25 protein-coding genes are annotated in these 23,637 nt (G+C 65.9%); 14 read left to right on the forward strand and 11 right to left on the reverse strand.

All coding sequences use genetic code 11. From position 1 onward, the window contains the following. Positions 1-5: 5 nt before the first annotated feature. From QOC76_RS06455 to hemW, 4 genes are all read right to left on the reverse strand, one after another. Positions 6-395 (reverse strand): nuclear transport factor 2 family protein, encoded by a 390-nt coding sequence (locus QOC76_RS06455; RefSeq protein WP_526355364.1) that lies wholly within the window; start codon positions 393-395, stop codon positions 6-8. Positions 396-467: 72 nt separating this feature from the next. Further along, the gene (locus QOC76_RS06460) at positions 468-656 is read right to left on the reverse strand and encodes a hypothetical protein (RefSeq protein WP_526355366.1); all 189 of its coding nucleotides are present in this window, start codon (positions 654-656) and stop codon (positions 468-470) included. Beyond that, positions 653-1,174 carry an RNA polymerase sigma factor gene (locus QOC76_RS06465; RefSeq protein ID WP_526355368.1) on the reverse strand — a complete coding sequence of 174 codons (522 nt, stop codon included), beginning with the start codon at positions 1,172-1,174 and terminating at the stop codon, positions 653-655. Before QOC76_RS06465 ends, QOC76_RS06460 begins: the two co-directional genes overlap by 4 nt. An 81-nt stretch (positions 1,175-1,255) precedes the next feature. After that, positions 1,256-2,458 carry a radical SAM family heme chaperone HemW gene (gene hemW, locus QOC76_RS06470; protein WP_526355370.1) on the reverse strand — a complete coding sequence of 401 codons (1,203 nt, stop codon included), beginning with the start codon at positions 2,456-2,458 and terminating at the stop codon, positions 1,256-1,258. Between the two features lie 91 nt (positions 2,459-2,549). Here hemW and QOC76_RS06475 point away from each other — a divergent pair, with 91 nt between their 5' ends. From QOC76_RS06475 to QOC76_RS06525, 11 genes are all read left to right on the forward strand, one after another. Next, on the forward strand, positions 2,550-2,645 hold the full coding sequence (locus QOC76_RS06475; protein WP_526355372.1) for an Ms4527A family Cys-rich leader peptide: 96 nt from the start codon (positions 2,550-2,552) through the stop codon (positions 2,643-2,645). Positions 2,646-2,755: 110 nt separating this feature from the next. Then, a complete protein-coding gene (locus QOC76_RS06480; protein WP_526355374.1) occupies positions 2,756-4,429 on the forward strand; it encodes a nitrite/sulfite reductase in 1,674 nt (557 codons plus the stop codon). A 34-nt stretch (positions 4,430-4,463) separates the two neighbouring features. Further along, positions 4,464-5,156, forward strand: a complete 693-nt coding sequence (locus tag QOC76_RS06485) for a phosphoadenylyl-sulfate reductase (protein ID WP_526355376.1) — start codon at positions 4,464-4,466, stop codon at positions 5,154-5,156. Beyond that, positions 5,135-5,854: a sirohydrochlorin chelatase gene (locus QOC76_RS06490; protein ID WP_526355378.1), complete on the forward strand. Its 720-nt coding sequence runs from the start codon at positions 5,135-5,137 to the stop codon at positions 5,852-5,854. Before QOC76_RS06485 ends, QOC76_RS06490 begins: the two co-directional genes overlap by 22 nt. Before the next feature lie 248 nt (positions 5,855-6,102). After that, positions 6,103-6,966, forward strand: a complete 864-nt coding sequence (locus QOC76_RS06495; RefSeq protein ID WP_526355380.1) for an ABC transporter permease — start codon at positions 6,103-6,105, stop codon at positions 6,964-6,966. Continuing rightward, a complete protein-coding gene (locus QOC76_RS06500; RefSeq protein WP_526355382.1) occupies positions 6,967-8,025 on the forward strand; it encodes a taurine ABC transporter substrate-binding protein in 1,059 nt (352 codons plus the stop codon). After that, positions 8,009-8,818 carry an ABC transporter ATP-binding protein gene (locus QOC76_RS06505; protein WP_526355384.1) on the forward strand — a complete coding sequence of 270 codons (810 nt, stop codon included), beginning with the start codon at positions 8,009-8,011 and terminating at the stop codon, positions 8,816-8,818. The genes QOC76_RS06500 and QOC76_RS06505 overlap by 17 nt, the downstream gene beginning before the upstream one ends. Before the next feature lie 96 nt (positions 8,819-8,914). Next, positions 8,915-10,360 carry an amino acid permease gene (locus tag QOC76_RS06510; RefSeq protein WP_526355386.1) on the forward strand — a complete coding sequence of 482 codons (1,446 nt, stop codon included), beginning with the start codon at positions 8,915-8,917 and terminating at the stop codon, positions 10,358-10,360. Then, positions 10,357-11,712, forward strand: coding sequence for a glutamine synthetase family protein (locus tag QOC76_RS06515; RefSeq protein ID WP_526355388.1), 1,356 nt, complete (start codon positions 10,357-10,359; stop codon positions 11,710-11,712). Before QOC76_RS06510 ends, QOC76_RS06515 begins: the two co-directional genes overlap by 4 nt. After that, entirely contained in the window at positions 11,709-12,725 is a 1,017-nt protein-coding gene (locus tag QOC76_RS06520) for an LLM class flavin-dependent oxidoreductase (protein WP_526355390.1), read from the forward strand. Before QOC76_RS06515 ends, QOC76_RS06520 begins: the two co-directional genes overlap by 4 nt. Before the next feature lie 14 nt (positions 12,726-12,739). Further along, positions 12,740-13,975 (forward strand): acyl-CoA dehydrogenase family protein, encoded by a 1,236-nt coding sequence (locus QOC76_RS06525; protein WP_526355392.1) that lies wholly within the window; start codon positions 12,740-12,742, stop codon positions 13,973-13,975. Between the two features lie 27 nt (positions 13,976-14,002). Here QOC76_RS06525 and QOC76_RS06530 read toward each other — a convergent pair whose 3' ends face one another. From QOC76_RS06530 to QOC76_RS06555, 6 genes are all read right to left on the reverse strand, one after another. Continuing rightward, positions 14,003-15,052: a sulfate/molybdate ABC transporter ATP-binding protein gene (locus QOC76_RS06530; RefSeq protein WP_526355394.1), complete on the reverse strand. Its 1,050-nt coding sequence runs from the start codon at positions 15,050-15,052 to the stop codon at positions 14,003-14,005. An 11-nt stretch (positions 15,053-15,063) separates the two neighbouring features. Continuing rightward, the gene (gene cysW / locus QOC76_RS06535; protein ID WP_526355396.1) at positions 15,064-15,879 is read right to left on the reverse strand and encodes a sulfate ABC transporter permease subunit CysW; all 816 of its coding nucleotides are present in this window, start codon (positions 15,877-15,879) and stop codon (positions 15,064-15,066) included. Further along, positions 15,876-16,748 carry a sulfate ABC transporter permease subunit CysT gene (cysT, locus tag QOC76_RS06540; protein WP_526355398.1) on the reverse strand — a complete coding sequence of 291 codons (873 nt, stop codon included), beginning with the start codon at positions 16,746-16,748 and terminating at the stop codon, positions 15,876-15,878. Before cysT ends, cysW begins: the two co-directional genes overlap by 4 nt. After that, positions 16,745-17,770 carry a sulfate ABC transporter substrate-binding protein gene (locus QOC76_RS06545; RefSeq protein WP_526355400.1) on the reverse strand — a complete coding sequence of 342 codons (1,026 nt, stop codon included), beginning with the start codon at positions 17,768-17,770 and terminating at the stop codon, positions 16,745-16,747. The genes cysT and QOC76_RS06545 overlap by 4 nt, the downstream gene beginning before the upstream one ends. A gap of 121 nt (positions 17,771-17,891) precedes the next feature. Continuing rightward, on the reverse strand, positions 17,892-17,984 hold the full coding sequence (locus QOC76_RS06550; RefSeq protein ID WP_526355402.1) for an Ms4533A family Cys-rich leader peptide: 93 nt from the start codon (positions 17,982-17,984) through the stop codon (positions 17,892-17,894). A 138-nt stretch (positions 17,985-18,122) separates the two neighbouring features. Then, the gene (locus tag QOC76_RS06555; protein ID WP_526355404.1) at positions 18,123-18,317 is read right to left on the reverse strand and encodes a hypothetical protein; all 195 of its coding nucleotides are present in this window, start codon (positions 18,315-18,317) and stop codon (positions 18,123-18,125) included. Positions 18,318-18,432: 115 nt separating this feature from the next. Between QOC76_RS06555 and QOC76_RS06560 the strand changes: the two genes are divergently transcribed. The 3 genes from QOC76_RS06560 (at position 18,433) to QOC76_RS06570 (ending at position 22,180) form a co-directional block, all read left to right on the forward strand. Continuing rightward, complete coding sequence (locus tag QOC76_RS06560) at positions 18,433-20,430, forward strand: glycoside hydrolase family 15 protein (protein WP_526355406.1); 1,998 nt, start codon at positions 18,433-18,435, stop codon at positions 20,428-20,430. A 317-nt stretch (positions 20,431-20,747) separates the two neighbouring features. Further along, entirely contained in the window at positions 20,748-21,014 is a 267-nt protein-coding gene (locus QOC76_RS06565) for an ANTAR domain-containing protein (RefSeq protein ID WP_526355468.1), read from the forward strand. A 59-nt stretch (positions 21,015-21,073) separates the two neighbouring features. Continuing rightward, a complete protein-coding gene (locus tag QOC76_RS06570; RefSeq protein WP_526355408.1) occupies positions 21,074-22,180 on the forward strand; it encodes an LLM class flavin-dependent oxidoreductase in 1,107 nt (368 codons plus the stop codon). 110 nt (positions 22,181-22,290) lie between these two features. On the opposite strand, the gene QOC76_RS06575 is transcribed toward QOC76_RS06570, so the two are convergent. After that, positions 22,291-23,634, reverse strand: a complete 1,344-nt coding sequence (locus tag QOC76_RS06575; RefSeq protein ID WP_526355410.1) for an MBL fold metallo-hydrolase — start codon at positions 23,632-23,634, stop codon at positions 22,291-22,293. Positions 23,635-23,637 lie beyond the last annotated feature (3 nt).

Below are 23,637 nucleotides of genomic sequence, written 5' to 3' on the forward strand. Positions count from 1 at the left end.
TGCCCTCAAGACGTGTCCCGAGGCGGCGGCTGCGAGCCGGCGGATTCAGGGTCCACCTCGACCGCATAGGACGTGATCGCGGTGATCTCATCGCCCACGAATTCGTAGATGTCGCAACTGGCGACCGCCGTCACGCCACCGGGGCCGCTGTAACGCGCAAAGGTGTCGACCGCAACAACGTCCGCCCCAGCCGCCACCACACAGCGGTCGTAGGTTGTTGTGGTGTCTTCGAGGCTGGCCGCGGTCTCGCGGCAGGTCTGCCGGACGGCATCGGCCCCCTCCAGGACCATGTAGCCCACGATCGTCCAGCGGACATCCTTGGCGAGAAAGCCGACCGCCTCGTCGAACCGATGCTCGGAAAAAGCTCGGGCGATAGCGCCGGGGTCGAAAGCCATGAACCGACGCTACTGCCACCGCACTTCGGGATTGCCGACCGCTCGTGAGTCCCGCTTCGCCGCGGGCTAGCGCTAGATCAGGACGAGCGCTTCGTCGCGGCTCAGCACGCTGAGCCTGCCCAGCAGGCTGGCCAACTCGCTCAGCACCGCGGCCCGCTCCGGTTTCGCGCCAATAAAGGCCTCGTAGGTGCACTGGTCCTCGAGACTCAGGGCGCCCAGAAGATAGGCCGCGTCCCAATCGCCGATGTCGTCCGCGATCAACAGACAGCGCCCGTTTCCTGCAAGGCGTTTCTCAGTGCGTGCAGCGCGTAATGAAGCCGGGATTTGACGGTCCCCTCCGGAATCCGTTCGTATTCGGCGATGGTGGCCACCGTCTGGCCGAGATAGTAGGCACGAACGATCGCAACGCGATGGTCGGCCGACAAGGACATCAGCGCATCCAACACGAGACACTTGTCGAAAGCGGGACCGATCTCGTCCGGCGAGCGCCGTTGGGGAACCGACTCCGTCTGCAATTCCCGCGCATATCCCGCACTTCGGCGATCGTCGATCACCTGGTTGCGGGCGACGGTGAACAGCCAGGCCCTGACCCCGTCGGTGCACTGCCGCATCAGGTCGGGTTTACGCCAAAGCCGCAGAAGCGATTCCTGCACGACGTCCTCTGCGAACGCCATGTCGCCCCGGGTGAGCCGCAGAACATAGCGCAACAGCGCCTGCCTGTGTGCGTCATGAGTCGCCCGCAGGATTGCGGACTGCTCGGGATCGGTCACCCCGCACATGCTCCGCGCGCGCCCTTGGCATCCGCTGTGAATTAACTTGTGAATACGAGACAGAACGCGGAAATCGTTACGATGTGTGGCTCAGTCGAGCACGGTGCGCACGACAGCGTCGGCCAGAAGTCGGCCGCGGTCGGTGAGCACCAGCTGCTCGGCTTCAACCCTCAGCAACCCGTCGCCGATGGCGATCTGCGCGCGGTCGCGTTCGCGATCGCTGAGAGAATCGGCCGACAATCCGTGTCGCAACCGCAGCCGCAGCATCACGTCCTCGGTGTGCGTCGCGACGGCGTCGAGCTGTTCGAAATCGGCCACCGGAAGCCGCCCTTCGGCCAGGGCCTGCGCATATGCGTTGGGGTGCTTGATATTCCACCACCGGGTCGATCCGACGTAGCCGTGCGCCCCCGGCCCTGCGCCCCACCACTCGCCGCCGTCCCAGTAGCCCATGTTGTGTCTGCACTCGCCACCCGGCGTGCACCAGTTGGACACCTCATACCAGTCGAAACCGGCTGCACGCAGTCGTCGGTCGGCAAGCTCGTAGCGATGTGCCATCACGTCGTCATCGGTCGGCGACATCTCGCCGCGGCGCACCCGACGGCCCATCGCCGTGCCTTGCTCGACGGTCAGCGCATACGCCGAGATGTGATCAACGCCTCCTTCCACAGCGGCGTCGATCGACCGCAGAAGGTCGTCGTCGGTCTCCCCAGGGGTGCCGTAGATGAGGTCGATGTTGACGTGATCGAACCCCGCCGCAAGAGCCTCGCGCGCTGCCGCAGGCGCCCGGCCCGGCGAATGCACCCGATCGAGCACCGCCAGCACATGTGGCGCCACCGACTGCATGCCGAGCGACACCCGCGTGTAGCCGGCGGCGCGCAGCTGCGCGAAGAGTTCCGGAGACGTCGACTCCGGATTCGCCTCGGTGGTGACCTCGGCCTCGCGCGCCAGAACGAAGTGCTCCCTGACCGATTCCAGCACCCGGGTCAGGCCTGCGCCGCCGAGCAGCGACGGCGTTCCTCCGCCGACGAACACCGTCTGCACGGGCGGAGCCGCACCGAGCCGGACCGCGGCCTCGGCGAGCTCGGCCCGCAGGGCGACCAGCCAGCGATCTGATTCGGTGCTCCTCTCGTCCGCGCGGGCGTTCACGCCGCCCAGCTCGGCCGGCGTATAGGTGTTGAAGTCGCAGTATCCGCAACGGGTGGCGCAGAACGGCACGTGGATATAGAGGCCGAACGGGCTGCCCCCCGTCGGCGCTCGGCAGGGCAGGTCGACTGGCTGGGTTCGAACGGTCACACAACCAGTTTTGCAGAGGCCTTTTGCTCACCCTGAGCGCAAATCTGGCCCGTTTAGGGCATGTGTCGATGTCCGTGGCACAATTGGGGCCGTGACCGCCGCCCGCATCTTCCCCCACCGCGTATCGCTGGTGGCACGGCGGCATGTCGACTACAAGCGCGTCTGTACCTCTTGTTGTCTGCCTTGAAGTCGTAGACCTGCCCACCAGTACTTCAGCTGGCCGCCGGATCTGCGCCGCCGGACAGCCCCCGGTGAACAGCGCGCCCGAAGGCCGGCTCCCGATAGGAGCCACATCAGATGACCACCGCCAAGCCGGCGAAGCCGGCCAAGCGCAGGGGTGAAGGCCAGTGGAAGCTCGGCTACCGCGAGCCCCTGAACCCCAACGAGCAGGTCAAGAAGGACGACAACCCGCTCAACGTCCGCGCCCGCATCGAGAATATTTACGCCCACAAGGGCTTCGACAGCATCGACAAGCAGGACCTTCGCGGCCGGATGCGCTGGTGGGGTCTCTACACCCAGCGCAAACCCGGCTACGACGGCACGTGGACCGGTGACGAGAACACCGACATGCTCGAGGACTCGTACTTCATGATGCGGGTGCGCTGCGACGGTGGCGCACTGTCCACGACGGCGCTGCGCACGCTCGGCGAGATTTCGACGGAGTTCGCCCGCGACACCGCCGACATCTCCGACCGCGAGAACGTGCAATACCACTGGATCGACATCGAGAACGTCCCGGAGATCTGGCGGCGACTCGACGAGGTCGGCCTGCAGACGACCGAGGCGTGCGGCGACTGCCCGCGTGTGGTGCTCGGATCGCCGCTGGCCGGTGATTCTGTCGACGAGGTGCTCGACGCGACCCCGGCCATCGACGAAATCGTGCGTCGCTACATCGGCAAGCCGGAGTACTCGAACCTGCCGCGTAAGTTCAAGACCGCGGTGTCCGGCCTGCAGGACGTCTGCCACGAGGTCAACGACGTCGCGTTCATCGGCGTCAACCATCCCGAGCACGGCCCCGGCCTGGATGTGTGGGTGGGCGGCGGCCTGTCGACCAACCCCATGCTCGGTCAACGACTGGGCGCGTGGGTGCCCCTGGACGAGGTGCCCGACGTCTGGGAGGCCGTGGTGTCGGCGTTCCGCGACTACGGCTACCGCCGGCTGAGGGCGAAGGCCCGGCTGAAGTTCCTGATCAAGGACTGGGGTGTCGAAAAGTTCCGCCAGGTGCTCGAGGATGAGTACCTCGGCCGCAAATTGATCGACGGCCCCGCGCCCGATCCGGTCGTTCACACGATCGACCACGTCGGCGTGCAGAAGCTCAAGAACGGCCGCAACGCCGTCGGCGTCGCGCCCATCGCGGGCCGGGTGTCCGGAACCATCCTGTCGAAGGTGGCCGATCTGGCCGAGAGCATCGGCTCTGACCGCATTCGCTTCACCCCCTATCAGAAGCTGATCGTTCTCGACGTGCCCGACGACAAGGTCGATGAGCTGGTCGCAGGCCTCGATGCGCTCGGGCTCCCATCGAAGCCGTCACACTGGCGCCGCAACTTGATGGCCTGCACCGGCATCGAGTTCTGCAAGCTGTCCTTCGCCGAGACCCGCAAACGGTCCCAGGTGCTGGTGCCCGAGCTGGAGAAGCGGCTCGAGGACATCAACGCCCAGCTGGACGTGCCGATCACCATTAACATCAACGGCTGCCCGAACTCGTGCGCACGCATCCAGGTCGCCGACATCGGCTTCAAGGGCCAGATGGTCGACGACGGCGACGGACCGGTCGAGGGATTCCAGGTGCATCTGGGCGGAAGCCTGGGCCTGGACAGTGGGTTCGGCCGCAAGTTGCGTCAGCACAAGGTGCTCTCGTCTGAGCTGGGCGACTACATCGATCGCGTCGTTCGCAATTTCGTGAAACAACGCGAGCACGGAGAGCGTTTCGCAACGTGGGCACTGAGAGCAGACGAGGCGGACCTTCGATGAGCGCTTGCGCGAAGAGACGAGCACTGAGGTGACGATGACCGAGACAGACTTGCAGCAGCTGGCCGAACGCGGCGCGGTCGACCTCGAGGGCGCAGGCGCGGAGGACCTGCTGCGCTGGACGGACGAGAATTTCGGCGGCGATTATGTGGTGGCGTCGAACATGCAGGACGCGGTGCTCGTCGATCTGGCGGCCAAGGTGCGGCCGGGCGTCGACATCCTGTTCCTGGACACCGGCTACCACTTCGTGGAGACCATCGGCACCCGCGACGCCGTCGAAGCCGTTTACGACGTCAACATCGTCAACGTGACGGCCGAGAACAGCGTCGCCAGGCAGGACCAGCTGTTCGGCAAGGACCTGTTCGCCCGCGAGCCCAACGAGTGCTGCCGGATGCGCAAGGTCGAACCTTTGGGCAAGGCTCTGCAGAATTACTCGGCCTGGGTGACCGGGATACGTCGGGTCGAGGCGCCGACGAGGGCCAATGCGCCGTTGGTCAGTTGGGACAGGGCCTTCAACCTGGTCAAGATCAATCCCATCGCGGCGTGGACCGACGAAGACATGCAGGCCTATATCGACGCCAACGACGTTCTGGTCAATCCCCTTGTGTTCGAGGGCTATCCGTCGATCGGATGCGCACCGTGCACGGCCAAACCGGTCGAAGGCGCCGATCCGCGCAGCGGCCGCTGGGCGGGCACAGCCAAGACGGAATGCGGGTTGCACGCTTCGTGACACTCGTCCTGACGGCGCACGGCAGCGCGGACCCGAGGTCCGCGGCGTCGGTGTGCGAACTCGCGCGCACCGTCCGAAGGGTCCGCCGGGGCGTCGATGTGCGGGTGGCGTTCTGCGAACAGAACTCCCCCAATCTCCGTGACGTCCTTGCGTTCGCCGGCCGCGACGCCGTCGTGGTGCCACTGTTGCTCGCCGACGCCTACCACGCCCGCGTCGACATCCCCGCCATGATCCGCGATTCGGGGTCGTCGGCGCGGCAGGCCGACGTCCTCGGCGAGGACGACCGCCTCGTCGCGGTGCTGCGGCAGCGGCTGACGCATGCAGGCGTGTCCCGGCTGGATCCCAGCGTCGGCGTTCTCGTTACCGCAGTGGGCTCGTCGCGCCCGCAGGCCAATGCGCGCACCGCCGCGGTCGCCGATTATCTCGTGCCGCATACCAATTGGGCGGCGACTACCGCATTCGCCACCGGACCGCATCCCACGCTTCCGGAAGCCGCCGAGGTTCTGCGTGACCGTGGCGCGACCCGATTGATCATCGCGCCGTGGTTCCTCGCCCATGGTCGGATCACCGACCGCGTCGCGGTCTTCGCGCGAGCGCACGGGATGTCGATGGCCGAGCCACTCGGTCCGCACCGGTTGGTCGCCGAGACCGTGCTTGATCGCTTCGACACCGTCGCGGCTGCACGCCGCGTCGCGTAGTACTCAGTCGCTTCGACGGAGCGCTTTCGTACGCTCATCCGCAGTGTTGCGGACGAAACCGCACATTCGGCGGGTCTTCGTTGCTGCTCAGCCAGGTTTCGCAGCCGGCAATAAATTCTCGCTGAGCCTGAATATCCTCCAGACAACTCCCAGCCGGTACCAATATCGGGTGACTACCGCGCCCTCTGATGACTCCTGTTGTGGCTGAACCCTCTTCGCTTTGTCTCAGCAACAGGAAGTCGTGAACAGTGTCGGTTTTCATCGATATCGCCCCCACCGAGCCGCACGTCGACTCGCCGGCAACGGCCGCTCCCATAGCCAAGTGGCGCGGCAGGCTCGCACGCGCCGCGCTACCGGTGCTGTCGCTGATCGTCTTCTTCATCGTGTGGCAGGTCGCCGCGGCGAGCGGCATCTGGAACCAGACGTTCGTGCCTTACCCGGGCACGGTGTGGCGGGCGTTCATCGCCGTCTCGACAACACACGACGGCGTCCGCGGTTATGCGGGCTACCTGCTGTGGGAGCACCTGTACATGACGTTGCGCCGCGTGCTGGCGGGCGTGGTCATCGGCGTACTGCTCGGCGTACTGCTCGGCCTCGTCATGGGCTCGGTCAGCTGGGTGCGCAGCGTGCTCGAACCGTGGCTGACGTTCCTGCGCGCGCTGCCGCCGCTGGCCTACTTCTTCCTGCTTGTCATCTGGCTCGGCATCGACGAGGCACCGAAGGTCACGCTGCTCGCGCTGGCCGCGCTGCCGCCCGCCGCCGTCGCGACCACCGCAGCCGTCGTCGCCGCACCCGTCGGCTTGCAGGAGGCCGCCCGTGCCCTCGGCGCGTCGCGCCGCCAGACCATCCGAGACGTCGTCGTTCCGTCGGCCCTTCCGGAAACGTTCACCGGCATCCGGCTCGCGGTCGGCATGGCCTACTCCTCGGTCGTCGCCGCCGAACTCTTCAACGGCATCCCCGGTATCGGCGGCCTTGTCAAGGACGCCAGCAACTACAACAACACCCCCGTCGTTCTGGTCGGCATCTTCGCCATCGGGATCTCCGGCCTGGTGATCGACGGTCTACTTCGCGCCATCGAACGGCGTGCCGTCCCCTGGAGAGGAAAAATCTAGATGAATTTCATCCGAGCGGCTCGGGCGGCGACACTCAGACGCGCTCTTCTCGCGGCACTGGCAGTGACGACGTTGGCGTTGGCCGGCTGCTCGGTGGACCAACCCGGTCAGCAGGCCGACAGGCCGACGATTCGCATTGGTTACCAGAGCTTTCCCAGCGGCGACCTCGTCGTGAAGAACAACAAGTGGCTGGAGAAGGCGCTGCCGGATTACAACATCAAGTGGATCAAGTTCGACTCCGGCGCGGACGTCAACACCGCATTCATCGCCAAGGAACTCGACTTCGGCGCGCTGGGTTCAAGCCCGGTGGCCCGCGGACTGTCGGAACCGCTGAACATCCCCTACAAGGTCGCGTTCGTGCTCGACGTGGCCGGCGACAACGAGGCGTTGGTGGCCCGCAACGGCACCGGTATCGACTCCATCGCACAGCTGCGCGGTAAGCGCATCGCCACACCGTTCGCCTCGACGGCGCACTACAGCCTTCTCGCTGCGCTGTCGCAGAACAAGCTGTCGCTCAGCGATGTTGCGCTCGTCGACCTTCAGCCTCAGGCCATTCTCGCGGCGTGGGAACGAGGCGACATCGACGCCGCCTACACCTGGCTGCCGACGCTGGACGATCTGCGTAAGGGCGGCAAGGATCTGATCACCAGCCGCCAGCTGGCCCGAGACGGCAAGCCGACGCTGGACCTGGCCGCGGTCGCCGACGATTTCGCGTCCGCGCATCCTGAGGTCGTAGACATCTGGCGTCAGCAGGAGGCCCGCGCGCTCACGACGATCAAAAACGATCCCGACGCCGCCGCCAGCGCCATCGCGGCCGAGATCGGCTTGTCGCCGCAAGAGACCGCCGGACAACTCAAGCAGGGCGTTTACCTGACACCGGAAGAGGTCGCATCGCCGGAATGGCTTGGCTCCGATGGCAAGCCGGGCAACATCGCGGTCAATCTGCAGAGCGCCTCGCAGTTCCTCGCCGACCAGAAGCAGATTCCGGCGGCGGCGCCGTTGAAGACCTTCCAGGACGCGGTCTACACGAAGGGACTGCCGGGTGTCCTCAGTCAGTGAGCTCAAGAACGCAACCGATCGCCGGCATGCGGGGGCGATTCGCATCAGCGATGTGTCGCATCGGTACGGCCGCGGGCGCGCCGAGGTCACCGCGCTCGGACCGGTCGACCTGACCGTCGAACCGGGTTCGTTCCTGGTACTCGTCGGCGCCTCGGGATGCGGTAAGAGCACGTTGCTTCGGTTACTCGCCGGCTTCGAGGCGCCCAGCGAGGGCTCCGTACAGGTGTCGGGCAGCCCTCCGACACCGGGCGTGACCGCGGGTGTGGTGTTCCAACAACCGCGGCTTTTCCCGTGGCGGACGGTCGGCGGCAACATCGACCTGGCCCTCAAATACGCCAAGGTGCCTCGGGAGCGCCGCACTGAACGCGGCACGCAACTGCTCGAGCGGGTGGGCCTGGAAGGCACTGCCGACCGCAAGATCTGGGAGATCAGCGGCGGCCAGCAACAGCGCGTCGCGATCGCACGGGCGTTGGCCGCCGAGACGCCGCTGTTCCTCCTCGACGAACCCTTTGCGGCGCTCGACGCCTTGACGCGGGAACGGTTGCAGGAGGACGTCCGTCAGGTCAGCGCCGAATCCGGCCGTACCACGGTGTTCGTCACACACAGCGCCGACGAGGCGGCGTTCCTCGGATCGCGCATCGTGGTGCTGACACGTCGGCCCGGGCAGGTGGCGCTCGATCTTCCGGTGGATCTGCCGCGCGGCGACGTCGACGCCGACGAACTGCGCCGCTCACCGGAATACGCAGACCTGCGTACCGAAGTCGGCCGTGCCGTCAAGGCCGCCGCAGCCTAGTAAGACTCATGATGACTCCAGATGTGGTCCTGCACCGTCGTTCAGTCCTACGGTTCCGTTAGCCCACCGACTGCCCCATCGAAGGATGGTCCCCGCATGTCCGAAATCACCGCCGCACCTGACGCTTTGAGGGACGAGCCGCCAGGTACAGGTCCGACACGCAAACTCCGCGGCAACCTCGGCGTGGCGTCCATCGTCTTCATGGTGGTGGCCGCCGCCGCGCCGCTCGGCGTGATCGGCGGCGTCGTGCCACTGGGCATCGCATCGGGCAACGGCGCCGGGTTCCCTGCCACGTTCGTGGTCTCCACGGTCATCCTGCTGTTCTTCGCGGTCGGATTCACCGCGCTCACACCGTATGTGGAGGACGCGGGGGCGTTCTTCTCCTACGTCCGCAAGTCGCTGGGTTTTCCGGCCGGTATCGGTATCGCGTTCGTCGCGCTCGTCAGCTACGTAGCGATCGAGGCAGGCGTCTACGGCCTGCTGGGTCCGGCGGGCGGAGTCATCGTCGAACTGTTCGGCGGCCCGGCTCTGCCCTGGTGGGTGTTCGCGGCGGTGGCATTCGCCGCCACGACGTTCGTCGGCTACCGCAACATCGAGCTGTCCAGCAAGGTGCTGGCCGTGCTGCTGACCGCCGAGATCGCGATCGTGGTGGTGCTGGATGCGGTCATCGTCTTCCAGGGTGGTGACCACGGTTTGTCCAACGGAGTCATCAACCCGAGCGCCATCTTCTCCGGCTCGCTGGGTATCGGGCTGCTGTTCGCGCTGATCAGCTACGTCGGCTTCGAGGCCACCGCGATCTTCCGGGACGAGGCCCGCACGCCGGACCGCACCATTACGCGCGCCACCTACGTCGCGCTGATCCTGATCGGCGCCTTCTACGCGGTGACCAGCTGGGCACTGATCTCGGGCTGGGGCGACGACGAAGCATTGAGTCGGGCAACGGATTCCGGCTCCACCTTCCTCGCTGACACCGCGCAGCGCTACATCGGTGTCGTCGGCACCGACATCATCACGGTGCTCTACTTCACCAGCCTGTTCGCGTGCATCCTGTCGTTCCACAACGTGGCGTCGCGGTATGTGTTCGCCCTCTCTCAGCGCGACGTGCTGCCCGAGTCGTTGAGTCGCCCGCACGACCGGCACGGCTCACCACATCAGGCCTCGCTGTGGATTTCGGGTGTGGTCGCCGTCAGCATCATCGCGGCCGTGGTGTTCGACCTCGACCCTGCGGCCCAGTTCTACACCTGGTTCGCCGGCGCGACCACGGTTGGGTTCGTCGTCCTGCTGATCGCCACATCGGTGGCCGTGCTGGTGTTCTTCGCCAAGGACCGTCGCGGCTACTCGCAGTGGCGGGTGCGTATCGCGCCCGCACTGGGACTGGTTGGGCTGGCGGCAGGGCTGGTGCTCATCGTGATCAACCTCGAAGGCCTCGTCGGTGGATCCACCGCGCTGGGCTGGTCGATCGTCGGTCTGCTCGTCATCGCGTTCGCGGCGGGTGCGGTCGTCGGTACCCGAGTCGGCGACAAAGCGGTATCACGGCAGTGACACACACCGTAAATTCGACGTCGAGCGACAACCGGGTTCGATCAGCTCCCGAGCAAGAACTGCGGAACGGGCTGATAGATGGGTCGCTGGCCGAAATCGAGATCGCGTGGAGTGATCCGTTCGGTCACGCGCAGGGCAAACGAATCCCGGCATCGCAGTTCTCGATCCGGGCTCTCGGCACCGGATTCGCCTTCTGCGAAGCATCTCTGGGATGGGATACCGCCGGCACGGTGATCGACTCGCTGCGGCTGACGAATTGGAGCGGCGGCTACCCCGACGTGTACGCCGTTCCAGACTTCTCGACCTACCGGCCGTTGCCGTGGCGTCCCCGGGTCGGCCACGTGATCTCCGATATCGTCGCGCACGACCGCCGTCCGTCACTTCTTGATCCCCGCGCCGTACTGAAGAAGGTGCTGGCGCGCCTTTCCGCGCTGGGCTTCACCGCCAAGGTCGGCGTCGAGTTCGAGCTCTACCTCCTCAACCCGGACGGCTCTGCGTTTCAGGAAGACATCCACGCTTATTCGCTCGAGAACGCCAACGCTCTCGATCCGATACTCGCCGACCTGTACGAAACGTTGAGCGCGTTCACGGCATTGGAGGGCATCCAGACCGAATACGGTCCCGGTCAGATCGAGACGAACCTGGTCTACACCGACGCGCTGGAAGCGGCGGACGACGCCGCCCGGCTGAAATACGCCGCCAAAGAGGTCGCACGCAGACACGGCAAGATCGCCAGCTTCATGCCCAAGCCCTTCACCGAACATTCGGGAAGCTCGCAGCACCTGCACATCTCGCTGTGGCGTGGTGGCAAGCCGGCCTTCGCGCCCGACGGCGGCGCCGAAAACGCACTGACCCTGCATGCCATCGCGGGACTGCTCGAGCATCTCCCGTCGATCACGCTGTTCGGCGCGCATTCGGTCAACGCCTACCGGCGGTTCACCCGGGACTCGTTCGCGCCTGCGACGGTTACCTGGAGCCGAGACAACCGCAGCGCCGCTGTGCGATCGCTGATCGAACCCGATCCCGCCGCCACCCGGATCGAATTGCGCAGCGGCGCCGCGGACGCGAACCCCTACTGGCTGATCGCATCGGCCCTGGCAGCGGTCGTCGCGGGGCTGGAAGCCGAACGCACGCCGCCGGCCGCCCTTGGCGGAAACCTCTACACCGAAGGGGTTCGGTTGCCTGAATCACTGGGTGTGGCAATCGAACTGGCCACTCGTGACGACACCATCCTGGAGATACTAGGAGCCGACTCGGTTGTCGACTTCGCCTCGTTGGCCCGCAGCGAGTGGGCGGAGTTCTCCACCGAAGTCAGCGACTGGGAACGCCGGCGCTACCTGAGCCGCTCGTGACCGCTCCGCGGTTCGGCGTGTGGGCGCCGGTATACGGCAATCACGGCGCCCGGTCTCATCCGCGCGACGCGCCAGACGCCGGCTACCGGCGGACGCGCGACCTGCTGTTGCGCGCCGAGCGGGCCGGCTTCGATTCGACGTTGTTGGCAGAACACGTGATTCATCCCAGCAACACCGAAGACGACGTACTCGAGACGTGGTCGACCATAGCTGCGTTGGCGGAGGCCACCTCATCCATCGAGTTGATCGGTGCGGTCAAACCACTGCTGTTCAACCCGTTGGTGTTCGCGAAGATCGCCGCCAACATCGCCGACATCGCCGACGGACGACTCGCGGTCAACCTCGTCACCGGGTGGTTCCTGCCCGAGTTGGAGGGGTTGGGTCTCGACCCGCTCGATCACGATGACCGGTACGCCTACTCCATGAAATGGATCAGAATCGTCACCGAGTTGTGGGCGGGCAAACACGTCGCAATCGGGGACCGCGACGGCCAGCCCGCGCTGGTCCGGCCGCTACCGCCCAGGCCGCCGCTGTTGTACGTCGGCGGCGAATCCGAACCCGGCCGCGCACTTGCCGCCGAAACCGCCGATGTCTTCTTCATCAACGGCCGCCCGTTCGCCGACACGGTCGCGGTCATCGAGGACCTGCGTGCGAGACCTCGAGACGGTGCACCGCTGCGATTCGGCCTGTCCGCCTTCGTGATCGCCCGCGAGACCGAGGCGGAGGCCGCCGCCGAACTTAGCTACCTGCAGTCGCTGTCGGATGCCGAGAGCCGGCCCGAGATCTCCGGTGGCACCGATCCGGACACTCAGATGTACAAAGTGCTGTCGGGCACCAAACGAATCGGCTCCAACGGCGGTACCCTCGCCGGTCTGGTCGGCAGCTACGACCAGGTGATCGAGCGCATCGAGGCTTTCCATGACGCCGGAGTCGAGCTATTCATGCTCCAGTTCCAGCCCATCGAGGCCGAGGTGGACCGGTTCGCCGACAGAATCATTCCCCATTTCCGTTGACGCTGGGAGCCGACATGACTGTCACACGCGACGCCGTCGCACCCCGAAAGTCGTTCTCCGGTCGCCCGCTTGACGGGTCGGTCGAAGACCGACTCGCGCGGCTACCCGAGGTCGTCGCCGCACTCCGTCGAGACGACGCCGCCGCCGAGCGCGGGCGGATACTGCAGTACGAGGCCGTCGAGTCGATCTGGCGGACCGGTGTGCTCAATCTTCGTGTGCCAACCGAGTTCGGCGGCCCCGGCGGGAAGGCACGTGATGTGCTGTCGGCTGTGATCCAGATCGGTCGCGGCAGTTCGAATGTGGCACAGGCCCTTCGGTCCCACTTCGGCTTCTCCGAGCGGCTGCTCAGCAACAGGGCCACGCGGCAAGAGGCGAAGGAATGGTTTCCGCGCGTCTACGCGGGCCTCATCGTCGGAAACGCCATCACGGATGCGGCGGGCAAGGCCCCGTCGAGTGCCGACACCAAGGTGCTGCCCGACACCGACGGGGTCTTGCGGCTCAACGGTTACAAGTTCTATTCCACCGGCACGCTTTTCGCCGACGTCATCGCGGTGTCGGCGCTGGATGCAGACGGTCGCGACGTGCAGGCGATCATACCGGCGGACCGTCCCGGAGTTGACTTGTTCGACGACTGGGACGGATTCGGTCAGCGCACCACCGCCAGCGGCGGAACGGCATTCACCGACGTCGAGGTGCATCCCCACGAGGTCGTCACCGTATCCGACGGCAACACCCTGGGGCACGCGACAGCTTTCCTGCAGCTGTATCTGGCGTCGGTGGCAGTGGGCATCGCATACGCGGTGTTCGACGACGCCGTCGAATACGTGCGCACGAAGGCGCGCCCGGCGTCACATTCGGTGGCGGACAGCGCAGCCACCGACCCGTTCGTGTTGGAAGCCGTCGGCGAGATCTCGGCTGCGGCGACGTCGGCCGAAGCCATCGTGTTGACGGCCGCCGACGCCATCGATCACCTTGTCGACGAGGGCAGGCAGAGCGACCCCGACGTGGTCGCCCACGTCGCCGTCGCCGTGGCCGGGGCACAGTTGGTCGCGGAGCGGCTGACGATCTCGGCCGCCCAGCGACTTTTCGACACCGGCGGCGCATCGGCGACCGCGCGGGCGCTGAACCTGGACCGGCACTGGCGGAATGCGCGCACGATCGCCGGGCACAGCCCGCTGGCGTACAAGGCGTATGCGGCAGGCAATTACGCCGTCAATGGGACGCGGCCGCCCGCCAACGGCTACTTCTAGCCCCGCTTGTAGTCCCGCTGATCAAGGTCAGGCGTTGGTCAGCGCCTCGTTGTCGTCGACCTTGGGCAGGTCGGCGCCGCCCGGCAGCGAAGGCACCCGCGTGGCGCGGACATAGACGATGTCGCCCTCTTTCAGTCCGAGTGCCTCGGCGTCACCGCGGGTGATCTGCGCGGTGAAACCGACGTTGTTCGATGCCGCGGTCAGCTCGACGCGAATCTCGAAGCCCAGTGTGACGATTCGATCGATCGTGGCCTTCAGCACGCCGGTGCTCTGCACCGAATCGTCGGTGTTGGCGATCGCCATGTCGGGATTGCGACCCACGCGGATGTCGTGTGGCCGCACCAACGTGCCGTTGAGCGAGGACACCGCCCCAAGGAAGGACATCACGAAGGCGTTGGCCGGGGTGTCGTACACCTCTGTCGGCGAGCCGACCTGCTCGATACGGCCCTTGTTGAGGACGGCGATCCGGTCGGCGACGTCGAGCGCCTCCGCCTGGTCGTGCGTGACGAGCACCGTCGTGACGTGCACCTCGTCGTGCAGCCGACGCAGCCACGCGCGCAGATCGTCACGCACCTTCGCGTCGAGCGCACCGAACGGCTCATCGAGCAGCAACACCTGCGGATCGACCGCGAGCGCGCGCGCCAACGCCATGCGTTGGCGCTGACCGCCCGACAGCTGGTTGGGATAACGGGTCTGAAAACCGGCGAGTCCCACCACTTCCAGTAGGTTGTCGACTTTTTCTTTGACTTCCGCCTTCGGGCGCTTACGGATCTTGAGACCGAACGCGACGTTGTCGCGGACGGTCAAATGCTTGAAGGCCGCATAGTGCTGGAAGACGAAGCCGATACCGCGCCGCTGCGGCGGCACGTTCGTCACATCCTTGCCGTTGATCGTGACCGTTCCGGTATCGGGCTGATCCAGGCCCGCGATCGCGCGCAACAGCGTGGACTTACCCGAGCCGCTGGGACCCAAAAGCGCCGTCAGCGAGCCGTCCGGCACCACGAAGTCGACGTTGTCCAGCGCGGCGAAGTCGCCATAGTGCTTGTTCGCACCTCGCACGATGATTGCGTCGGTCATTCCCAGTTCTCCTATGCCTTGGTCTGCCGCGCACGTCGGGCGTCCAAAACGACCTGAACGATCAGGACGAGCACAGCCACAGTCATCAGCAGCGTGGACACGGCGTATGCGCCGTACTCCGCGCCGCGGGTGTACCGGTCCGCGACCAGCAGTGTGAGAGTCTGCGAGGTTCCCGGCAGGTTGGACGACACCATGATGACCGCACCGAATTCACCGAGCGTGCGCGCGATCGTCAGGACGATGCCGTAGGTCAGGCCCCACCGGATCGACGGCAGCGTGACCCGCCAGAAGGTCTGCCACCACTGCGATCCCAGCGTGGCGGCCGCCTCCTCCTGATCGGTGCCGATCTCGTGCAGCACGGGTTCGACTTCCCGGATCACGAACGGAACCGTCACGAAGATGCTCGCCAGCACGATGCCCGGAATACCGAAGATGATTTTGAAGCCGAGGTTGTTCTCGACGAACCCGAACAGCCCGGCCGAGCCCCAGAGCAGGATCAACGCGACGCCGACGACGACCGGTGAAACGGCGAACGGCAGGTCGATAACCGCCTGCAGTGCGCTCTTGCCGCGAAACCTGTTGCGCGCCAATACTAGAGCGGTCGGCACACCGAAGATCACGTTCAGCGGGACCACGATCGCCACGACGAGCAGCGACAATTGCAGTGCCGACAGCGCCGCCGGCGTGGTGATCGATTCGAAGAAAGCCCCGATTCCGGGCTGGAAGGTACGCCACAGAATCAACGCCACCGGCACGATCACCAGGATGACGACGTAGGCGAGCGCAAGGTAGCGCAGCAGATGGCGCACAACGGGTGACAGTGTCATCGCGCCAACTCCTCACGTCTGGCCGCCCGCGACCCGATGGCACGCAGGATGAACAGGACCACGAATGAGATCACCAGCAGCACAATGGAAATAGCAGCGGCGCCGGTTCGGTCGTCATTCTCGATCAGCGTCCGGATCCACTGCGACGACACTTCCGTCTCTCCCGGCACCGCCCCGCCGATCAACACGACAGAGCCGAACTCGCCGATCGCTCTGGAGAAGGCCAGTCCCGCTCCGGACAGCAATGACGGCAGCAGCGCGGGAAGGACGACCTTGGTGAAGATCGTCCAGTTGTTGGCGCCGAGCGAGGCGGCGGCCTCCTCGGTCTCCCGGTCGAGCTCCAACAACACCGGCTGCACCGAGCGCACCACGAACGGCAGCGTTACGAACAACAGCGCCACCCCGATGCCCCACTTGGTGTGCTGCAGGTGAAGGTCCACCGGACTGTTCGGGCCGTAGAGCGCCAGCATGACCAGGCTCGCGACGATTGTCGGTAGTGCGAACGGCAGGTCAATCACCGAGTCGACGAGGCGCTTACCGGGGAAGTAGTCGCGGGTGAGTACCCACGCCACCAGCAATCCGAAGACGAGATTGATTAGGCTCACGCCGATCGAGACCGTGAGTGTCACCCGGAACGACTCGACGGCCGCCTTCGATGTGACCGTCGACCAGAAGGCACTCCAGCCACCACCGGCCGCCTGCCACAGAATTGCGGCGAGCGGCAGCAGCACGATGACGCTCAGCCAGATCGACGCCGCACCGACCCGCAGCGACGTCGTGCCATACCGCCTCTCGAACAGCCCGGGCGCCCGGCCCTCACCATCGGTCAGTTCGGGCCGGGTCGCCTCGGGGTTGAGCCCAACCGTCATCCAGTCGCCTGCTTGTAGATCTTCGTGATGGACCCGTTCTCCTTATCGAAGAGCGCGGGATCCACCGAGCTCCACCCGCCGAGATCAGCGATGGTCCACAGCTTCTGCGGCGTCGGGAAGTCGTTTGCGAAGTCCTCAGCGACCGACGGGTCGACCGGCCGGAACCCTGCCTGTGCCCAGACCTTCTGCCCCTCAGGGGTGTAGAGGAAGTTCTTCAACGCATTGGCCTTGTCCGCGTGGGCGCTCGACGTGACGACCGCGACCGGGTTCTCGATCTTGAAGGTCTGCGGCGCGTTGATGTGCTCGACAGGCTTGCCCTGCCGCTCGACATTGATCGCCTCGTTCTCGTAGCTGATCAGCACATCGCCGGTTCCCTGAAGGAATACGTCGGTGGCTTCGCGGCCCGAACCGGGTCGCGTCTTGACGTGCTCGGTGACAAGCTTGGTGATGTAGTCGAGTCCGGCCTGCCCGTTCTTGCCGCCATCACTCTTGGCGGCGTAAGGCGCCAACAGGTTCCACTTGGCCGAGCCGGAACTCAGCGGGCTCGGCGTGACCACCTCGAGCCCGGGCTGCAGCAGGTCATCCCAGTCTTTGATGTTCTTCGGATTGCCCTTGCGGACAACGAGCGAAACCACGGAACCGAAGGGGATGCCCTTGGTGGCGTCGGCGTTCCAGTCCTTGGCCACCTTGTCGGCCTTCACCAGGCGAGTGACGTCCGGCTCGACCGAGAAGTTGACGATGTCGGCGGGCTTGCCATCCTGCACGGCTCGCGACTGGTCACCGGAGGCACCGTACGAGGTCGTCACGGCGACACCCTTGCCTTCCGGGGTGCCGGCAAACGCCGGAATGATCTTGCTCCAACCCGGCTCGGGCACCGCGTAGGCGACGAGTGTCAAGGTGGTGTCGGCGGCCGGCTGATCGCCGCCACCGGCGACGTCACTGGAGCCCCCGCCGCACGCCGCGAGCAGTGTCGCGGTGGTAGCGAGCACGGCGGCATTGAGCCAGGCTTTGCGGATCTTCATTGATGGCCTTCCTTGCGTGGACGAGACGAACGGGTGAGTCCGCCACGACGGCAAGGCGAAGGATCAGTATCTGGGCACAGGAACAGCCGCTACCGACACCAAACCGCGGACGGAGGTGACTTCAGCGACAACAACAGACGTCAGCGACAGCAGTGAACCCCACGGCAATGAGGACCAGGACATGGCCACTCTTGTTGCCGGCCGCTGTGCGCATGGCGCGAAGAATAACAGAGTCCGGCTAATTGCTCAGATCGGGGCTTTCGCCGACGTCAACGAGTGACGAACCACATGACGATCACCAGCGCCACGAGGATGACCAGTACCAACGTGACCCGAGACCGGGGCATCCGCCTCACTCCCCGTCCTCATCCTGGTGCCGCGCCCTCCGGAGAAGCCGGATCCCGTTGCCCAGCGCACCGTCCAGCAGGATCGCGATCCCATAGGCCAGAGCAAGCACCACCGGCATCACGACCGCGGTCTGGGCGACGAAGCCGAGCCCGGAAAGCCACAGCTCAACGCCGTCCCACCAGTTGAGGAAGCCGCCCACCTGGCCAGCCTACGGTGCGAGCGCCTGCCCACCTGCGCGCGACGCCGCGCCAGCAACGCCGGACACACCCCTCGTCAAGTAGACGCCGGGCAGGTTCGGAGTCGATGATGTCCGAATGGTTCTGCAACACAGTGAAGAGGCCAGCGAGGCGCCGGGGCCCCCGCCGTTGACCGTGACGGCCCCGGTGCCGTACGCGCCGAATGGAGCGTTGCGAAACCCGTTTCCGCCGATCGCCGACTACGCGTTTCTCTCCGACTGTGAGAACACCTGCCTGATCTCGTCGGCCGGCTCTGTCGAATGGTTGTGCGTCCCGCGGCCGGACTCGCCCAGTGTGTTCGGCGCGATCCTGGACCGCGGCGCCGGCCACTTCAGGCTCGGACCCTACGGCGTCTCCGTACCCGCCGCGCGGCGCTATCTTCCCGGCAGCCTGATCCTGGAGACGACCTGGCAGACCCACACCGGCTGGGTCATCGTCCGTGACGCGCTGGTGATGGGCCCCTGGCACGACCTCGAGTCGCGGTCCCGTACGCATCGCCGCACGCCGATGGACTGGGACGCCGAGCACATCCTGCTGCGCACCGTGCGCTGTGTGAGCGGCACTGTCGAGCTGGTGATGCAGTGCGAGCCCTCCTTCGACTACCACCGCGTCAGCGCCAGCTGGGAGTACTCGGCCCAGGCCTACGGCGAGGCGATCGCTCGCGCCAACAAGGATCCCGACTCGCATCCGACGCTGCGGCTGACCACCAACCTGCGGGTCGGCCTGGAGGGACGCGAGGCGCGTGCCCGCACCCGCATGAAGGAAGGCGACAACGTTTTCGTCGCGCTGAGCTGGTCGAAACACCCTGTGCCGCAAACATATGACGAGGCTGCCGACAGAATGTGGCAGACCAGCGAGTGCTGGCGGCAGTGGATCAATGTCGGCGACTTCCCCGACCATCCCTGGCGGTCCTATCTTCAGCGCAGCGCGCTGACGCTGAAGGGGCTGACCTACTCGCCGACCGGCGCACTGCTGGCGGCGCCGACCACCTCGCTACCGGAAACCCCTCAGGGCGAACGCAACTGGGACTACCGCTACGGCTGGGTGCGCGACTCGACGTTCGCGCTGTGGGGTCTCTACACACTCGGGCTGGATCGCGAGGCCGACGACTTCTTCGCGTTCATCGCCGACGTGTCGGGCGCCAACAACGGCGAGCGCCATCCGCTTCAAGTCATGTACGCCGTCGGCGGTGAGCGCACCCTGGTCGAGGAGGAGCTACGTCACCTGTCCGGCTACGACAACGCCCGGCCGGTGCGAATCGGCAACGGCGCTTACAACCAGATGCAGCACGACATCTGGGGCACGATGCTGGATTCGGTGTACCTGCACACCAAATCGCGCGAGCAGATACCCGAGACGCTGTGGCCGGTGCTCAAGCAACAGGTGGAAGAGGCCATCAAACACTGGCGCGAACCCGACCGCGGCATCTGGGAGGTGCGCGGCGAGCCGCAGCACTTCACGTCGAGCAAGATCATGTGCTGGGTGGCACTGGACCGGGGTTCCAAACTCGCGGAGATCGAGGGTGAGCGGTCCTACGCGCAGCAGTGGCGCGCAATCGCCGAGGAGATCAAGGCCGACATCCTGGTCAACGGCGTGGACGCGCGTGGTGTGCTGACCCAGCGCTACGGCGACGACGCGCTCGACGCCTCCCTGCTGCTGGCCGTTCTCACCCGGTTCCTACCACCCGACGACCCACGGATACGCGCCACCGTGCTGGCGATCGCCGACGAGCTGACCGAGGACGGCCTTGTGCTGCGCTACCGGGTCGAGGAGACCGACGACGGCCTGTCCGGCGAGGAGGGCACGTTCACGATCTGCTCGTTCTGGCTGGTGTCCGCACTGGTCGAGATCGGCGAGATCCACCGGGCCAAGCACCTGTGCGAACGACTGCTGTCGTTCGCCAGCCCGTTGCATCTCTACGCCGAGGAGATCGAGCCGCGCACTGGACGGCATCTCGGCAACTTCCCGCAGGCGTTCACCCACCTGGCGCTGATCAACGCGGTGGTGCACGTCATCCGCGCCGAGGAGGAGTCGGACAGCTCAGGTGGATTCCAACCGGCCAACGCGCCGATGTAGGTGGGGGTCGCGCGTCGCGTCGGTCGCTTGAAAGCGAATGCGTTCAAGTTGATATGCCAGTGCAGGTTCGCCCGTGGACGCCGCGACGACGGCCCCAGCTGACGTGAGGTCGACGCCGGCGACATAGCGACGTAGTCGCCTGAAGCGCTGGGCGATGTCGACCATGCGGTCACGCTAAGCCAGGCGGCACCGAAGCCGACCGGTTCAGATCAGCGTGATGCGATATTCCCGACGCTCTGGTGGACAGCTCACTGTAGTTTCTCTCTGTTCGCGCGGAAATCTGTTCGGCGGCTTGTACCTTGCGCAGCATGGCGTCTATGGGTTATCGCGCTGAAGAACACACCTCACGTCAGGTGATCGACGTCGCCATCGGGGTCCTTATCGGGTTGCGGGGTTGTTCGCAACGCGAGGCGTTCGACGAACTTGTCCGCGTGGTGAATAGCAGCGGTGTCGGCATCGGCAGCGCCGCAGCCGGGCTGGTGGCCCTCGCCAGCGGATCCTCGTCGGCCGGGCATGCCGAAGCGTTCACCGCGTGGGGCGATCTGATCGGGTGCGGCCGGTCGGCTCCTGCGGCGACGATCTGAATCGCGCTGATTGTTTAGCTTGTCGTCGCCGGCAACCGATGGCAGAGTGCACGGCTCTGATGACCATTCACTTGCACTGGTACCTACCCACAAACGGCGACAGCCGCGAAATCGTCGGGTCCGGCGACGACTCACACCTGTCAGTCGGTCCGTCGACCGGCAGAATCAGGCCGCCGACCATTGCCTACCTCGGCGAAATCGCCCGCACCGCGGAACTCCTCGGCTTCGAGGCGGTGCTGACGCCGACCGGAACCTGGTGTGAGGACGCGTGGATCACCACCGCGGCGCTGACGCAGGTGACGTCACGCCTCAAGTTCCTGGTGGCCTTCAGGCCTGGCTTCATCTCGCCGACCTTGGCGGCGCACCAGGCTGCAACCTTCCAACGCATCTCCGGCGGCCGGCTGCTGCTGAACATCGTCACCGGTGGCGATCCGGTCGAGCAGGCCCGGTTCGGCGACTACCTCGGACACGATGAGCGGTATAGCCGCACCGGTGAGTTCCTCGCGGTGCTACGCGGGGTTTCTGCTCAGCCGACCGGATCGACGTTCGACTTGGATGGTGACCACTACCGGATCGCCGGTGCCCGCATCGATTACGGCGACTGGGACCCACCGCAGGTTTTCTTCGGCGGGGCCTCACCTGCCGCCGAAGAGGTCGCAGCGCGGCACGTGGACACCTACCTGGCGTGGGGCGAAACTCCAGCACAGATCACCGAGCGGCTCGACCGCATTCGGGTACGTGCGGCGGCGCACGGGCGCGAGTTGCAGTTCGGCATCCGGCTGCACGTCATCAGCAGGGACACCTCCGCCGAAGCCTGGGCGCACGCCGAGCGGCTGCTCGCTGCCATCAGCGACGAGCGGATCGCATCAGCTCAGCAAGTGCTCGCCAGGACCGAATCCGTTGGGCAGCAACGTATGACGGCTCTGCACGAAGGCCGCACCTCCGACCTCGAGATCTCGCCGAACCTGTGGGCGGGTTACGGCCTGGTTCGCGGCGGCGCGGGCACCGCCCTGGTTGGTAGCCACACCGAGGTCGCCGATCGCATCGCGGAGTATCACGCGTTGGGCATCGACCACTTCATCCTGTCCGGGCAGCCGCATATCGAAGAGGCGTACTGGTTCGCAGAAGGCGCCGGTGCCATCCTGCGCGAGCGCGGCCTGGTCTGAACCGGTTAGTTTCCCTGACCCCCTCGGCCAAGCGCCTTGAGGTCGGTGCACGGGGTCCTTACCGGCCGCGCGACCGATCCGTCACCCAACGCCGCTCGTCGCTGTAGACGCTAGCGCGAATCGCGTGTCAGATTCAGTTCCTCGGCTTTGCCGAACTCGTCGTCGACGAGCACGACGTCGCGCTCGTGCCTGTCGAGAATCGACGCCGCGATAGAGGCGCGGTAGCCGGACGCGCAGTGCACCCAGACCTCGCCGACAGGCAGTTCACCGACGCGGTCGACCAGCTCGTGCAGCGGAATGTTCAGCGCGCCGTCGATGTGCGAGTCGGCGAACTCGTCGGCCTGTCGCACATCGAGAACCGTCACCCCGTCGCCGCCGATGGCCTTGGCGAGCGCACCGAAGTCGGCCACCCGGTAGGTGCGCTCGTCTGCGGCGTCCCTGACAAGCTCGATGTCGGCTGAGCCTGTGATGTCGTCGACGCCGATACGCACGAGTTCGCGCCGCGCGTCGGCGATCTGGTCCTCGTCCTCACCGATCAGCGTCAACGGGGTGCCCCACGGGTGCAGCCAACCCAGGTATGTCACGAACGACCCGGACAACTCGAATCCGAGGCTGCCCCCGACGTGGCCGGCGGCGAACGCCACGCGGTGGCGGACGTCGACGACCCACTCCCCCGACTCCAGCCGGCGACGCAGCTCGTCGGGTCCGATGGTCTTGGGGAGGGAAAGATCAACGGCTGCGGGGCCTTCGCTGTTGATCACACCCATGTGTGCGTAGTAAGTGGGGTATGCCGAGAGCTCTGCCAACAGCTCGTCGACGAAGTCCTGCTCGTCCTTGGCCAACGCGGGGTTGCTCTGGCGCTGCTGCCCGATCGTCGACGAGTCCTCGTCGACGATCGAGGCGGAGCAGAAGCTGCCGAACCCGTGCGTCGGGTACACCTCGGCTCCGTCGGGAAGGGTGTCTGCAAGGCGCCGGACGGAGCGGTACTGCGCGCGAGTCAGCGCCTCCGTTTCGGCGTCGTCGACCAGGTCGGTGCGACCGGTGCTGCCGAACAACAGGGACCCACCGCTGAACACGCCGACGGTGGTTCCGGATTCGTCGCGCAGTTCGTAACTGACGTGGTGTTGCGTGTGGCCCGGCGTGTGAATGACCCGCAGCACGATCGGCCCGGACTCGATGGTGTCGCCGTCGACGACCCTTCGTGCCGAATATCCGAGGTCCTCGCCTTCGGGCACCACGTATTCGGCGGCCGCGGTCCGCGACAGCTCGAGCCCGCCGGTCACGTAGTCGTTGTGGATGTGGGTTTCCAGCACGTGGGTGATGCGGGCATCGCCGACGGCGGTCAGCACACGGTCGATGTCCCGCTGTGGGTCGATGACCACCGCGGTGGTGCCGTCGGTGACGACGTAGCTGCGATCGCCCAGTGCCGACGTCTCGATGATGGTCACTTTCATGGT

Source organism: Mycobacterium sp., from assembly GCF_032159565.1.
GTDB lineage: Bacteria > Actinomycetota > Actinomycetes > Mycobacteriales > Mycobacteriaceae > Mycobacterium.